The sequence below is a fragment of the Pseudoalteromonas sp. SaAl2 genome (assembly GCF_052947895.1).
Genome location: NZ_CM129605.1, coordinates 2,724,948 through 2,740,239, shown reverse-complemented (window position 1 = coordinate 2,740,239; position 15,292 = coordinate 2,724,948). Strand labels below are relative to the sequence as shown.

At 41.7% G+C, this 15,292-nt stretch carries 9 protein-coding genes, 1 rRNA gene and 1 pseudogene; 7 read left to right on the top strand and 4 right to left on the bottom strand.

The features are described from left to right. Positions 1 to 18 precede the first annotated feature (18 nt). A pseudogene (locus ACU8V8_RS12945) lies at positions 19 to 3,105 on the top strand (two-component regulator propeller domain-containing protein). 34 nt (positions 3,106 to 3,139) lie between these two features. Here ACU8V8_RS12945 and dxs read toward each other — a convergent pair. The 3 genes from dxs to ACU8V8_RS12930 all read right to left on the bottom strand — a co-directional run bounded on the left by dxs (position 3,140) and on the right by ACU8V8_RS12930 (position 6,240). Then, complete coding sequence (gene dxs / locus ACU8V8_RS12940; RefSeq protein ID WP_446887784.1) at positions 3,140 to 5,002, bottom strand: 1-deoxy-D-xylulose-5-phosphate synthase; 1,863 nt, start codon at positions 5,000 to 5,002, stop codon at positions 3,140 to 3,142. Between the two features lie 104 nt (positions 5,003 to 5,106). Continuing rightward, positions 5,107 to 5,994, bottom strand: a complete 888-nt coding sequence (gene ispA / locus ACU8V8_RS12935) for a (2E,6E)-farnesyl diphosphate synthase (RefSeq protein ID WP_087530953.1) — start codon at positions 5,992 to 5,994, stop codon at positions 5,107 to 5,109. A gap of 3 nt (positions 5,995 to 5,997) precedes the next feature. Further along, on the bottom strand, positions 5,998 to 6,240 hold the full coding sequence (locus ACU8V8_RS12930; RefSeq protein ID WP_446887783.1) for an exodeoxyribonuclease VII small subunit: 243 nt from the start codon (positions 6,238 to 6,240) through the stop codon (positions 5,998 to 6,000). Positions 6,241 to 6,542: 302 nt separating this feature from the next. Here ACU8V8_RS12930 and pomA point away from each other — a divergent pair, with 302 nt between their 5' ends. The 4 genes from pomA (at position 6,543) to ACU8V8_RS12910 (ending at position 10,833) form a co-directional block, all read left to right on the top strand. Beyond that, positions 6,543 to 7,310, top strand: a complete 768-nt coding sequence (gene pomA, locus ACU8V8_RS12925) for a flagellar motor protein PomA (protein WP_087530951.1) — start codon at positions 6,543 to 6,545, stop codon at positions 7,308 to 7,310. A gap of 2 nt (positions 7,311 to 7,312) precedes the next feature. Beyond that, a complete protein-coding gene (locus ACU8V8_RS12920; protein ID WP_087530950.1) occupies positions 7,313 to 8,233 on the top strand; it encodes a flagellar motor protein MotB in 921 nt (306 codons plus the stop codon). A gap of 152 nt (positions 8,234 to 8,385) precedes the next feature. Beyond that, complete coding sequence (locus ACU8V8_RS12915) at positions 8,386 to 8,871, top strand: hypothetical protein (protein WP_446887782.1); 486 nt, start codon at positions 8,386 to 8,388, stop codon at positions 8,869 to 8,871. Positions 8,872 to 8,922: 51 nt separating this feature from the next. Then, entirely contained in the window at positions 8,923 to 10,833 is a 1,911-nt protein-coding gene (locus ACU8V8_RS12910) for a DNA topoisomerase III (RefSeq protein ID WP_446887781.1), read from the top strand. Here ACU8V8_RS12910 and ACU8V8_RS12905 read toward each other — a convergent pair. After that, complete coding sequence (locus ACU8V8_RS12905) at positions 10,830 to 12,140, bottom strand: amidohydrolase (protein ID WP_446887780.1); 1,311 nt, start codon at positions 12,138 to 12,140, stop codon at positions 10,830 to 10,832. The genes ACU8V8_RS12910 and ACU8V8_RS12905 overlap by 4 nt on opposite strands. An 85-nt stretch (positions 12,141 to 12,225) precedes the next feature. Between ACU8V8_RS12905 and ACU8V8_RS12900 the strand changes: the two genes are divergently transcribed. Both ACU8V8_RS12900 and ACU8V8_RS12895 read left to right on the top strand, forming a co-directional pair. Continuing rightward, positions 12,226 to 13,083 carry a tetratricopeptide repeat protein gene (locus tag ACU8V8_RS12900; protein WP_446887779.1) on the top strand — a complete coding sequence of 286 codons (858 nt, stop codon included), beginning with the start codon at positions 12,226 to 12,228 and terminating at the stop codon, positions 13,081 to 13,083. Between the two features lie 644 nt (positions 13,084 to 13,727). Next, positions 13,728 to 15,264, top strand: a 16S ribosomal RNA gene (locus tag ACU8V8_RS12895). The last annotated feature ends 28 nt before the right edge of the window (positions 15,265 to 15,292 follow it).

Sequence of the window (15,292 nt, the reverse complement as noted above, 5' to 3'; positions counted from 1 at the left end):
CAACGAGGTATTGACGTTATGATGCGATTTTTTTGGTTGTTGTATTACTGTTTTGCAGTATGCCAAGCAGTGCGTCAATTACCGACTATGTAGTAAAACAATGGAATATTCAAAACGGCTTACCCTCGCAGTCTTTAAAGAGTGTTGTTCAAGATGAGCAAGGCTATATGTGGCTGGGTACGCAGTTCGGCTTGAGTCGATTTGATGGAAATACCTTTACTAATTACAATACGTTAAACAGTCCTTTCTTACCTAGTAATGGAATCAATAAGCTACTTATTGATAGTGATGGTAATTTATGGGTCGGTACTAAAAATGGCGTTGTAGTATTAGATCCGCAAACAATGGCTGCACAAGAGTTTACTGTTAAAGGCCCCGTTCGTGATGTGCTAGAAGACTCACGCGGTGGGATTTGGATTGCGGCAAATGGTTTGTACTTTGTTCCCCGTAATCAAATCAACCTAAGCAGCAATAACAATCAACTTAAAGCTAGTGTTAATGCGATTGCGGTTAAACAAATAGCGGGCTCTGTCAGCCAATTAGCCTTATCACCCGAAGGCATCTGGCTCGTTAATGAGCGCCAACTGCTTCGTTTAACTAACTCTTCATCTGACTTTGCAAAACTGCGTTTAGAGCTCACCGCAAAAGTGTCATTACCTGAGCGTGTAGCGCAAACCATTATCCATGATCTAGCTTGGCTTGAGGGTAACCTTTATTTGGCGTCAGAGCTTGGCGCTTACTTCCTTGATTTAGATGATGAGCTAAGACCGTTTCCTTTACCGAATGCTAACAGCACTGCTGTATACAAATTCATGAGTGACTCAGATGGCGCACTGTGGATTTCGACTTATGGCAGACTATTATTTAGGGATAATTCAGGTGAGTGGCAGTGGGTTGAGCCGAGCCAGTTAGATCAAAGTATCTGGTTTGCAGATTTATATAGAGATAATGACAACAATATTTGGCTTGCAAGTTTTAGCGAAGGACTTTGGCTTGCTCATGAAGGACGAATAGAGCGTCATTCTGCTATATCGCAAATGACCGAAGCGGTTATGGCTATTACTCAAGCACCAGACGGACGACTTTGGGTCGCTAACCGTAGCGGTGTAGGTTATTTCGATTTAGATAAAAACTTTATCAACAAAATCCCGAGTAATCAATACGGTAGAGCCGTCGTACATGATCTTCACTTTGATGGTGGACGACTTTATATAGCCACAGGGCGAGGACTATTTTTCTATGAAAACAATAGTTTATTTACAGTCCCCGGCCGTGCTTTAAGAGATAACCCTGTCTTTGCTATTAGCGACTCAAGTAAAGGGGGGTTATGGGTCGGAACGGGACGCGGCATGTATCGCTTAAGTTATGGTGGCATAACTCCATTTGCCTATAATGCTTTTTTAGGCAGTAAATTTATTACTTATGTACTGGATAAAACTAACTTTGGTTTAATCGGAACCAGTAAAGGGGCCTATTATTTTACAGACCGAGGAATTGAAAAAATAGGCGACCAAACCTCTTTAGATAGTGCCTATGTTACTAGTATCTTGCATATTGATGGTGTAGGTATTTTGATAGGCTCTTTAAACGATGGCTTATTTTATCGAAGTACTGCAGGGCATTGGCGCCAACTTGATGCCACCGATGGCTTGCCTTATGGCTCTATTTTTTAGTTTACGTTACGACGAAAAGTTCAAGCGCATTTGGGTAAGCACCATGAAAGGCGTTTACCGAATGCCAGTTGAGCAGTTCAGTGCTGATATTGAAAGCTTAAAAGTAGAGCAAGTGATTTCATCATTTGATCGTCAGTTAGATGGTAAAGCAAGTCAATGTTGTACTGGTTTGGGTCATGATGCTGTAGCTGAGCAGGGAAATTCAATATGGTACCCCAGCCTTCAAGGGGTGGTTGAAATTCCAAAAGATATTGAGTTGTTTGGAGTTAAGCCGTTAAAACCTAAAGTCGAAAGTTTGACAACTAATTTACGTCAGTTAGCCACAGCAGCATTAGGGCGTAGTCCTGCATTAGACACTGATGAACGCGATGTAACATTAAAGTACACCGCTATAGATTATTATGCTCCAACGAGTATTGAATTCCGCTATCGCCTTAGTGGTTTGGACAATGATTGGCGCTATGCAAATACTCGCAGAGAAGCTATTTATACTAATTTACCCCCAGGCGCATTTTTATTTCAGGTTGAAGCAAAACGCCAAGGGGAAGGGTGGCAAAATGCCCAGCGAACAGAATATTCTTTTATGGTACCTCGACGCTTTGATGAGACCGTTTATTTTAGACTATTGATAACAAGTACCTTTGTCTTGTTATTTTATTTAGTGTTTTGGGTGTTCAAAAAACAAGAACGGCGCAAACAGGCCGTACTTGAGAGCTTAGTCACAGAACGCACAGGTGAACTACGTCAGGCAAATGATAAATTGAATCAGGTGAATTCACAGCTTAAGCTTGTGAGTCACTCTGATGAGCTTACAGGGCTTAGAAGCCGACGATTTTTGTTTGACCAACTGCCAAAAGATATTGAACATTTTCAACGTAACTCTCAGTCTCTTCAGGCTCAGGGTAAATCATTGGTTCTACTGATAATTAACTTTGATAACTTTAGCCGAATTAATGATGCCTACGGACCAATAGGTGGTGATAGTTGCTTACAACAAATGGCCGCATTATTGAATTCACGTACGCAAGGGTCTGATTATGTAGCGCGTTGGAGTGGTGATGAGTTTTTACTGTTACTACGTGACTTTAAACGAAGTGCGATAGATAGCTATGTTTCAGAGCTCTGCAAGGCCATTGCTGAACACGCATTTAAGCTGCCTAATGGCGAAAGCATTAACCTAACAGCCTCTATTGGCTTTTCGTTCTACCCATTGCCTTTACTTGGTGGGCAAGTGATTGGCTGGGAAACATCTGTTAATTTAGCGGATATGGCTCTGCACCAAGTTAAAAAGCGCGGTGGTGATGGTGTTGCCAACATTATCTTTGATGACCAATTAGATGCGTTTGAATTTGAGCAAACCAATAATGTTGAACAGCAACTTAGTGTATTACAAGCTAATGGCTTGGCAGATATAAAAGTGTGGATGCGATAGTAAAAAGGAGCTTATTAAGCTCCTTTTTGATTGTTTAAGCAATAAAGTTTTTTATACTGTTGAGTATACCCTGTGGGCCTAACCCCATTTCATCATGCATTTGCTCTTGCGTGCCATGCTTAATGAACTCATCCGGAATACCCAAATTAAGAATGTTAACACTGGCTTTAATAGCAGCTAAATATTCGTTAACTGCTGAGCCAGCACCACCGACAATTGCATTGTCTTCAAGGGTTACGATGGTATCGTGGTCGCTAAGCAGTGAATTAATCAAATCGGTATCTAAAGGCTTAACAAAACGCATATCAATTAAGCTTGCGCCTAACTCATCGGTGGCTAAAAATGCGTTTTCAAGTAACGTACCAAAAGACAAAATAGCAATTTTGCTGCCAGGTTTTATGGTTCTGCCTTTACCGATTTCTAGGGCGGTCATTTTCTCATTAATTTCGCTATTACCAGCACTGCCACGAGGGTAGCGTACAGCAACGGGCTGATTGCATTGATAGCCAGTATAGAGCATTTGACGACACTCATTAGTATCGCTAGGTGCCATAATGATCATATTTGGAATACAACGCAAAAAGCTTAAGTCATAAGCTCCTTGATGTGTTTCGCCATCAGCACCGACTATTCCTGCACGGTCAATGGCAAATAATACCGGTAAGTTTTGTAGCGCAACATCGTGAATAAGTTGATCATACGCGCGCTGTAAAAAGCTAGAGTAAATGGCTACTACTGGCTTTAAACCTTCACAAGCAAAACCAGCTGCTAATGTGACGGCGTGTTGTTCAGCGATGGCGACATCAAAATATTGCTCAGGGTGTTCTTTTGAAAAGCGCACCATACCGGAGCCCTCACGCATCGCAGGAGTGATTGCCATTAGTTTGTTATCTTGGCTTGCCATGTCGCACAGCCAATCACCAAATACTTTTGAAAATGTTGCTGCCCCTGGCTTTGATTTTGGTAAGCTGGAAATAGCAGGGTCAAATTTAGGCACGCCGTGGTAACCAATAGGATCGGCTTCAGCTGGTTTATAGCCTTTACCCTTTTGAGTTTTAATATGCAGTAATTGTGGTCCTTTTAAATTACGCATATTACGTAACGTATCAACCAACATAGTGACGTCGTGGCCATCAATAGGGCCGATATAATTTAGCCCAAGCTCTTCAAAAAAAGTACCCGGGATCACCATACCTTTTAAGTGCTCTTCCATGCGACTGGCCAATTCTTTTACTGGCGGGACCCCTGAGAGTAACTTTTTGCCGCCTTCACGGATATTGGTATAAAAGCTACCTGATAAAATGCGAGCAAAGTGATTAGTTAAAGCTCCCACATTTTCAGAAATAGACATTTCGTTGTCATTCAGAATGATCAACATGTCAGATTTTACATCACCGAGGTGGTTCATTGCTTCAAATGCCATACCGGCAGTGATAGCACCATCACCAATTACCGCGACTGTTTTGCGACCTTTACCTTCTTTTTGTGCTGCAATAGACATACCAAGGGCAGCAGAAATAGAAGTGCTTGAATGACCCACACTGAAGGTGTCGTATGCACTCTCATCACGATATGGAAAAGGGTGCAAGCCATCCTTTTGGCGAATTGTGTGCATTTGGTCACGACGACCGGTAAGAATTTTATGTGGGTAGGCTTGATGGCCTACATCCCAAACTAATCGATCTTCAGGTGTATTATAGACATAATGTAAAGCTACAGTGAGTTCGACAGTTCCTAGGCCTGATGCTAAATGACCACTACTTTGCGACACTGAATTAAGTAAATAATCACGTAGCTCATCGCTAAATGCAGGTAGTTTGTCTTGCGCTAAATCACGCAGCTGGGCTGGTTCGTCAACCAAGCCTAATAATGGATACTTGCTACTATCAAGTGTCATGATTTTTAATACATCCTTCGCTAACCAGAAGTTATTATAACCCAATGTTACTCTGGTTTATTAGTTATTTTGTACGTCTTTAGCTGTTTGGTATTGAGCTATGCTTAATAATCGCGTTCAACAATATATTTGGCTAAATTTTCTAGTTGCTCAGTATCTGCATCTATTTTTGCTAAAGCTTCGAGTGCTTGATTTAATAGTTGTTGTGCTTTTTGTTTAGCCCCAGCAAGGCCTAGCAATGCCGGGTAGGTTGCTTTATTTGCTGCAATGTCCGAACCTTGTGGTTTTCCTAGAGTGAAGGTGTCACCTTCGACATCAAGAATATCGTCCTGTACCTGAAAAGCCAAGCCAATAGCATTGCCAAATATTGTCAATTGTTTCAGGGTTTGCTCATTAACACTCGGTGCGCTTAATGCTCCAAACGTTATTGCACAGTTTAATAATGCACCTGTTTTAAGTTTGTGGATTCTCTCAAGGGCAGCTAAATTGATTACTTGATCAGTGGCAGCTATATCCAACGCTTGTCCGCCTACCATACCTTCAATACCTGAAGCTTTACTTAATGCGGCAATCATTTTTACTTGTTGGTTCGCAGGTATTTTGAATTCATGGTTCGCGATTAAATCAAACGCTAATGTTTGTAAGGCATCACCAGCTAAAATAGCGTGTGCTTCACCATAAACTATATGGCAAGTAGGTCTACCTCGGCGAAGTTCATCATCATCCATTGCGGGTAAGTCATCGTGAACCAATGAGTAACTATGAATGCACTCAATTGCAGCCGCAAGGATGTCTAAATCTTGTTTGTTTGCACCAAGCATTTTTCCTGTGGCATAAACAAGAAAAGGACGGATACGTTTACCGCCATTTAAAATGCCGTAATGAGTGGCTTCTTTAATGCTATCTTCGGTATCAAGAGGCTGCGAAAAATATCGATTTAGTGTTGCTTCAACATCTTGTCGAGCAGATTTTATCTGTTGTTTTATTAGCACCGACTATTCCACATTATTATTAAAATTGCTTAACGCTGCCTGGGGATCATTACCCATTAAAATAGCCACTTTTTGTTCTGCTTGTTGGAGCTTATTAGACGATGCATTTGCTAAAGCTATTCCGCGTTCAAACTGTTTTAATGATTGTTCAAGCGATAAATCACCTTGCTCCATGTCTGTGACGATTACGGTTAATTCTTCAAGTGCTTGCTCGAAGCTCAAGTTTTCAGGTTTTTTAGTCGCCATAGTGGATTTTACTTAGATGAGATAAATGTGAGGCCAATTTTAGGGGGAATGCTAAACTAGGTCAAAGACTGATGCATTTTTTTTATGTATTTTCGTTTTATGGCGACATTTTAATTAGCTGAACCTAGGGTTAACCCTTGCGGGTTGGGGCAGTTTGATTAGAATGACACTATAATAGGCAGTAAACTTAAATCATTTATTTAACTAAATGATTTAAGTAATTCAATGTTTTGCCGATAAGCAGTTAATAATAAAAGTTTGTTACCTTAAGTAGCAAAATAGCAATTCCTCTGGAGGGGTAAGTGGATTTAGCAACCATTATAGGTATTCTCGGAGCAATTGGCTTAATCGTGATGTCGATGGTGCAAAGTAGTAACGGTGAAGTTGCTATGTTTTATAATACGCCATCAGTTGTCATTGTATTTGGTGGCTCGATTTTTATCGTATTGTCAAACTACACTATGGGTCAATTTTTAGGTATTGGTAAAGTGTGCGCTAAAGCGTTCATGTTTAAAATTGAATCTCCAGAAGAGTTGATTGAAAAAGCGGTAGAGCTGGCAGATTCAGCGCGCAAAGGCGGTTTTTTAGCCCTAGAAGAAGCTGAAATACCCAATGCATTTATGCGCAAAGGGGTTGATATGCTAGTTGATGGCCATGATGCAGATGTAGTAAGGGCGACTTTACAAAAGGATATTTCACTTACTACCACACGTCATGAATCCGGCGCAGGATTATTTAAAGCACTGGCAGATATAGCGCCCGCTATGGGAATGATTGGTACATTAATCGGTTTAGTAGCTATGCTTTCAAACATGGATGATCCTAAAGCGATTGGTCCTGCGATGGCTGTTGCGTTACTAACGACTTTATACGGCGCCTTTCTAGCTAATGTTATCGCCATTCCTATCCAAGTTAAATTAGAGCTGCGTAAAGAAGAAGAAGCAATGAACCAGCGCCTTATTCTAGATGCCGTACTGGGAATTCAAGATGGTCAAAATCCAAAAGTAATAGAAGGTATTTTGAAAAACTACCTTGCAGAGTCTAAACGCAATGTGGATACCGAGGAGTAAACATGTCTGAGCAAGAGTGTAAATGTCCACCTCCGGGTTTACCTGCTTGGATGGGCACATTTGCAGATTTGATGTCATTATTAATGTGTTTCTTTGTACTCTTGCTCGCATTTTCAGAAATGGATGTGCTTAAGTTCAAACAAATAGCTGGCTCGATGAAGTTTGCTTTTGGTGTGCAAAACAAAATAGAAGTTAAAGATATTCCTAAAGGAACCTCCGTGATAGCAATGGAGTTTACCCCAGGTAAACCAGAGCCTACACCAATTGAGACCATTCAACAGCAAACAGTTGAAATGACACAGCAAATGCTTGAGTTTCAAGCCGGGGATGAAAGTTCAGCGGGTGGTCGTCAAGAGCAGCGTGGTAATAAACGTGGTGGTGAGTCACAAAGTACAGCGCAGCAACAAGCATTAGATCAAGCCTCAGCTTCTGCAGATCAAGAACAAGTCAACGAACTGGTTAAAAAGATAGCTCAGCAATTAGAACAACAAATCATGGATGGCGCAATTGAACTTGAATCGCTAGGTCAGCAAATCATTATCCGCATTCGTGAAAATGGCTCATTTCCATCAGGGAGTGCTTTTTTACAGCCCCGGTTTAAGCCTATTATTCAAGACATAGCGACTTTATTAAAAGATGTACCCGGTGAAATTACGGTGTCAGGCCATACCGATGATTTCCAAGTATCTAATGAGCTATACACCAATAATTGGGATTTGTCTTCAAAACGAGCGGTCGCGGTTGCATCCGAAATGCAAAAAGCTCAGGGTTTTGATAAAAGCAGAATGGTTGTTGTAGGACATGCCGAAACTCGGCCGCTTGTGCCAAATGAATCAGATGCTGACAGGCGACGAAACCGCCGTGTAGAGATTTCCATAATGCAGGGCAAAGCCAAGGAATCCGATCCAATCGAAGTTAGGTAATGGTGCTTGGCAAAGTACCTATTTTAGCATAAAGTAAACACTTCTTAACAAGTGTAATGGAGTGACTTATGAAAAAGATTGATAAATATAGCTATATGCCGGGTAATGGTGATGGTGGTGATGACGATAAAACAGATTAAGGTAATTTGATTTTGCCTGATTGGTTTGTTGAAATTCGAATTTTTTTAAGTAACAGCTGGGTTTTTATTCTTAGCCCGGCGATCCTCATTTTTTACTTTCGTAAAGATTGGCCTGCATTTCGTTTTACGCTGATTACCGCTGCCTTCTTTTTGTATGGCACATTAATATATTCAACGCTTAGAGAGTTGGATGAACCTTACATTTGGCGTTATGTTGTCTGGGCATTTAATGATTTAGCGTGGATGGCTTTAATTGCATACCTAGGAATAAAAGATAAAGTCTATCTTTGGCAAAGTGTTCTTGGTCAGCTTATAGTCTTGGGGGCGCCTATCTTGCAGCTATTTCGTTTAGTTGATCGCCACCTATGGGATTTATCTTACAGCACTATGATGTACAAAACCCTTCTACCAATCATTAACATTGCTACAGTGGTCGTGTGCTATTTACCACTGATTTATATATTACTGCGTAAACCTCAGGTTAATATTTCCCAGTAGATTTTCCTGTGCTAAACTACTGTTTAAATAAACAGTTGTTATGGTGCGGGTGTGAAATTATACATTGCTGAAAAACCTTCCCTTGGTCGTGCTATTGCCGACGCTTTACCCAAGCCACATAAAAAGCATGATGGCTATATTGAAGTTGCTAATGGTGATTGTGTTTCTTGGTGCATTGGCCATTTGTTAGAACAAGCTGAACCTGATGACTATAACGAGAAATATAAAAAGTGGCGCTTTGATGATTTACCCATCATTCCTGAGCAATGGCAATTAAAAGCTAAAACAAAAACTCGTAAGCAACTTACCGTCTTAAAAAAGCTAATCAAACAAGCTGATCAATTGGTTCACGCAGGCGATCCCGATAGGGAAGGACAGCTGTTGGTTGATGAGGTCATCGATCAAGTCAAACTACCTCAATCAAAAATGCAGCAAACTCAACGTTTACTAATTAGTGATTTAAATACAAGCGCGGTAAAAAAGGCGTTAAATAATCTGCGCACTAACCGTGACTTTGTTCCATTAAGTGTCTCGGCATTAGCACGTTCTCGTGCCGACTGGCTATTTGGCATGAATTTAACTCGGGCCTATACGTTGGCGGGACAAAAAGCAGGGTTTGGAAATGTACTTTCAGTGGGGCGAGTGCAAACTCCAATCCTTGGCTTAGTGGTAAATCGAGATAATGAAATTGCTAGCTTTGTAGCAAAACCATTTTATGAAGTGTTGGCTCACTTAACAACATCAGAGCAACACTCGTTTACAGCTAAATGGCAACCAAGTAAAGCGTGTAAACCTTATCAAGATGAAGAAGGGCGAGTACTACACCGCGGCCTTGCTGAAAATGTGGTATCAAGAATCACCGGGCAAGAGGGGGAGGTGACGGCACTTGAGCAAAAGCAGAAAAAACAACAAGCCCCTTTGCCGTATAATTTATCGGCGCTACAAATAGATGCGGCAAAAGCGTTTACAATGCCAGCACAAAAAGTATTAGATATTTGCCAAACTTTATATGAACGCCATAAGCTCATTACTTATCCTCGTTCAGATAATCGTTATCTGCCAAAAGATCACCACTGGGAAGCTGCGAGCATTATAAAAGCGATTGCCAATAATGGTGGACAAAGTGAAGCGCATTGTAGTCAGGCTGATACGGGTAAGCGTAGTAAATGTTTTAATGATGCAAAGGTAGCTGCACACCACGCCATTATCCCAACCGCTAAACAATTAACGTCGGCAAGGTTGAGCTCAGACGAAGCAGAGGTTTATAGCTTAGTTTGTCGGCATTACCTCATTCAGTTCTACCCTGACTATATATTTAATGAAACAAAAGTTGAGGTAACTATTGCTGGTGGTTTATTTAAAGCGAATGCAAAACAAGAGGTCAGCTTAGGTTTTAAAGTACTCATGGGTAAATCAGCGCTAAAAGATGAGCAAACTTTACCGCCGTTAGTTAAAGGGCAAATGCTTGACTGTAGTCATGGCGAAGTGGTTGATAAAATGACGACCCCGCCAGCTCACTTTACGGATGCAACCTTATTAAGTGCCATGACGGGAATAAGTCGTTATGTGAAAAACCCAGATATTAAAAAGATTTTAAAAGACACTGATGGCTTAGGGACTGAAGCAACCCGTGCAGGTATTTTAGAACTATTATTCAAGCGCCGCTTTTTACAACGCCAAGGTAAAAATATTTTAGCTACAGAGACAGGAAAAGCCCTTATAGGAGTATTACCAGAAGGCTTAGCCAGTCCTGATTTAACCGCAAAGTGGGAAGCTTCATTAGGCGATATCGCAGAGCAGCGTATGAGCTACCAACAGTTTTTAACACCGTTATTAAACGATTTATCACATTTTATCGGCCAAGCAGGGCAATGTAATAATCAAGCCTTTGCCCAGTTACCAAAAACGCCGCAAAAGCGACGTTTTAAAAGAAAGGCTAAACCAAAAGCAAAATCGAGCTAGTTATTAAACAGCGCAACGGCTGCATTACTCATTGCTTTAATACCTGTCGGTAGTGCTACTTTATAGTCAGGCGCAAATTTACTTGAATGCAATGATGGTAGAGTTTGCCCTGATTTTTGTGCTGCAATATATTGAGATTGTTCTACGCCACCGAGCCAAAATAACGTGATAGGAATGTTTTGTTCAGTTCGGCCATATAAACCAAAGTCCTCGCCAGCCATAACAGCTTCTGTTTCTAGCACGTTATCTTTGCCAATAGCTGAACTAATCGCATTACGTACAATATTTGTTTGTCCAGGGTTATTATAAGTTGATGGAATTGACTCATCTTCATGGACATATACTTCAGGCATGAGCGACTTATCTAGTCCAGCGCTTAGCGCAACACCTTGTGAGATTCGTTTAATAGCGGCAATTTGTTGTAAACGCACTTCTGGGTTATAGCTGCGTAATGTGAGTTGTAGTTTTACTTCGTCAGAGATCACATTGTGCTTCGAACCCCCATGAATAGAGCCAACGGTTATAACAGAAGGTTCTAGTGGAGAAAGTTCACGACTAGTAATGGTTTGTAATGCTAAAACTATGCGTGAGGCAATAACAACAGGGTCAATAGTCGTGTGTGGGTAAGCACCGTGACCGCCTTTCCCTTTTACTGTTATATCAACAGAGTCAACACTGGCCATAGTGTATTCGTTTTTCATACTCACTTTACCAGCAGGAACGCTAGCACTGACATGTAAGGCAATTACATGATCAGGTGTAGAGAACTTAGAGAATAAGCCTTCTTTTAGCATCGCTTTTGCACCACCACCGACTTCTTCAGCAGGTTGCGCGACCATCATTAATGTTCCCTGCCATGAATCTTTATGCTGAACGAGCTGTTGTGCCGTGCCAATAAACGAGCTCATATGAATATCATGACCGCAGCCATGCATCACACCGACAGTTGCCCCTTCATCATTGGTAACTGTGACGTTAGATGCATAGGATTTTCCTGTTTGCTCAATTATTGGCAAACCATCAGTGTCAGTGCGGATCATCACTGTTGGGCCATTACCATTTTTATAAACTCCGACAACACCAAAACCACCTACATTATCAGTAACCTTAAAACCAAGTTGTTTTAGTTGGTGAGAAATTTTTAGACCAGTTTGTTTCTCGTGGTATGAAAGTTCAGGAGATTGGTGTAAATCTAAATAAAACTTTTCGAGAGCGGGCATGGTTTTATCTAGGTTCAGATCTAACGTTGTGGCACCCGTTAACGGGCTAATAAAAAGTAAGGCTGCATATACTTTGTGAAATTTCATAAAAGACCTTTTGGCTGGTGGCTTGTAATTATTGTTATCGACACCATATAAAACCCTAAATAGTCTGATATGGCAATCAATCGCAATGAATAATATGGTAAATGTTAACCCACAAAATCTTCAGCAAGTATTAGGTGAAACTTCACAACAAAAACTTGTATTACTTAGTTTCTACTCTGCACAGAGCCCTGAGTGTCAATCACAGGCTGCCATTTTAGAAAAAATTGCCAGCGAATACGGTGAACATTTACTTGTTGCTACATTAGATTGTGACATTGAGCAGCAATTAGCAGCGCAACTAGCACAACAAATTGGTTTGCAAACACTACCAACACTTGTGTTTTTAAAAGACTCCGCCCCGGTAGATATGTTGCCTGGTGCGCAAACAGAGCAACAAGTTAGAGACGTTTTATCAAAGCACTTACCGGCACAACATGAGCTATTATTAGAACAAGCAAAGCAAGCTCTTGTTGCAAAAGACTTAAATAGTGCATTTAATTTTGCAAAGCAGGCTTACGAACTAGATACTACTAATGCACGTATTAAATTAGTGCTAGCAGATATTTGTATTCAAATACATAAACTAGATGATGCTCAAGCTTTACTTGATACAGTTGAAGAAAGTGAACGTGATGCGTATTACACAAATATTCGTGCTAAGTACGAACAAGCGCTTGAAGCGACCGATTCGCCAGAGATAAAAGCATTGCAATTAAAAGCAGAGCAGCATCCGAATGATTTAGAAATTAAAGTTGAGCTAGCTACTGCACTTGACACAGCTGGGCGCAAAGAAGAAGCATTAGAAACATTGTTTAGTATTTTAAAGAAAGATTTAAACTTTGCAGATGCCAAAGCAACATATCTTGCAGTTATAGCATCATTACCTGATGGTGATAGCTTAGCAGCTAAATATAGAAGAAAGCTCTACAGCATTCTGTATTAATCAATTTTAAACATCATAAACTCAAGCGCTGTTAATTAATGGCGCTTTTTTATATCTAAAACTTGATAAATATAAAAATTAGATAATACTTAAATTCCTCTCGATAAATCTTTGTTGATATTTCAATCAGTTAATGACGCCTTTTAGGTGTTTTAGTTTGTTTTTTGAACGAACAGGTTCTTTTTTAAAGTTTTCTTTAAAAAACGCTTGCGTAAAAATCTGTTCTCCCTATAATGCGACCCCACTGAGACGGCAGAGCAGGCAACGCTTAGCGGGGCAAGCAAACCACTTAGTGAGTCGAGTAAAACTTGAGTTTAGATTTTTCATAAAGTTTAAAATTAAGTGTTGACAAAAAAATAGGAAAGCGTAATATGCGCAGCCCTAGCGACGTAAAGCAAAGCGCTTTAATCGCAACGTTCTTTAACAATATAAAGCAATCATCTGTGTGGGCACTCGTACAGATTGAGTTCTAACAGCCTGGCTTAGTTCGCTAAGCAAGGCAAAAAATTTAGAGTCTCAATTGAAACTGAGTGACCAACAGAATAGTTACTTTTAGTAATTGTTCAGCACAGTCAATTCAATATCGAAAGATATTAAATAAATTCAGAATTCATTGAGCTGTTCTTCGGAACATAAAAAACTTTTAATTGAAGAGTTTGATCATGGCTCAGATTGAACGCTGGCGGCAGGCCTAACACATGCAAGTCGAGCGGTAACAGAGAGTAGCTTGCTACTTTGCTGACGAGCGGCGGACGGGTGAGTAATGCTTGGGAACATGCCTTTAGGTGGGGGACAACAGTTGGAAACGACTGCTAATACCGCATGATGTCTACGGACCAAAGGGGGCTTCGGCTCTCGCCTAAAGATTGGCCCAAGTGGGATTAGCTAGTTGGTGAGGTAATGGCTCACCAAGGCAACGATCCCTAGCTGGTTTGAGAGGATGATCAGCCACACTGGAACTGAGACACGGTCCAGACTCCTACGGGAGGCAGCAGTGGGGAATATTGCACAATGGGCGCAAGCCTGATGCAGCCATGCCGCGTGTGTGAAGAAGGCCTTCGGGTTGTAAAGCACTTTCAGTCAGGAGGAAAGGTTAGTAGTTAATACCTGCTAGCTGTGACGTTACTGACAGAAGAAGCACCGGCTAACTCCGTGCCAGCAGCCGCGGTAATACGGAGGGTGCGAGCGTTAATCGGAATTACTGGGCGTAAAGCGTACGCAGGCGGTTTGTTAAGCGAGATGTGAAAGCCCCGGGCTCAACCTGGGAACTGCATTTCGAACTGGCAAACTAGAGTGTGATAGAGGGTGGTAGAATTTCAGGTGTAGCGGTGAAATGCGTAGAGATCTGAAGGAATACCGATGGCGAAGGCAGCCACCTGGGTCAACACTGACGCTCATGTACGAAAGCGTGGGGAGCAAACAGGATTAGATACCCTGGTAGTCCACGCCGTAAACGATGTCTACTAGAAGCTCGGCTCTTCGGAGTTGTTTTTCAAAGCTAACGCATTAAGTAGACCGCCTGGGGAGTACGGCCGCAAGGTTAAAACTCAAATGAATTGACGGGGGCCCGCACAAGCGGTGGAGCATGTGGTTTAATTCGATGCAACGCGAAGAACCTTACCTACACTTGACATACAGAGAACTTACCAGAGATGGTTTGGTGCCTTCGGGAACTCTGATACAGGTGCTGCATGGCTGTCGTCAGCTCGTGTTGTGAGATGTTGGGTTAAGTCCCGCAACGAGCGCAACCCCTATCCTTAGTTGCTAGCAGGTAATGCTGAGAACTCTAAGGAGACTGCCGGTGATAAACCGGAGGAAGGTGGGGACGACGTCAAGTCATCATGGCCCTTACGTGTAGGGCTACACACGTGCTACAATGGCGCATACAGAGTGCTGCGAACTCGCGAGAGTAAGCGAATCACTTAAAGTGCGTCGTAGTCCGGATTGGAGTCTGCAACTCGACTCCATGAAGTCGGAATCGCTAGTAATCGCGTATCAGAATGACGCGGTGAATACGTTCCCGGGCCTTGTACACACCGCCCGTCACACCATGGGAGTGGGTTGCTCCAGAAGTAGATAGTCTAACCTTAGGGAGGACGTTTACCACGGAGTGATTCATGACTGGGGGTGAAGTCGTAACAAGGTAGCCCTAGGGGAACCTGGGGCTGGATCACCTCCTTATACGATTTAGAACTTATTTGTTCGTAGT

Excerpts from the sequence above, each read along its gene's own strand:
- dxs (WP_446887784.1), bottom strand. The coding sequence starts at position 5,002 with ATGACACTTGATAGTAGCAAGTATCCATTATTAGGCTTGGTTGACGAA.
- ACU8V8_RS12930 (WP_446887783.1), bottom strand. The coding sequence starts at position 6,240 with ATGGCGACTAAAAAACCTGAAAACTTGAGCTTCGAGCAAGCACTTGAA.
- ACU8V8_RS12920 (WP_087530950.1), top strand. The coding sequence starts at position 7,313 with ATGTCTGAGCAAGAGTGTAAATGTCCACCTCCGGGTTTACCTGCTTGG.
- ACU8V8_RS12905 (WP_446887780.1), bottom strand. The coding sequence starts at position 12,140 with ATGAAATTTCACAAAGTATATGCAGCCTTACTTTTTATTAGCCCGTTA.
- ACU8V8_RS12900 (WP_446887779.1), top strand. The coding sequence starts at position 12,226 with ATGAATAATATGGTAAATGTTAACCCACAAAATCTTCAGCAAGTATTA.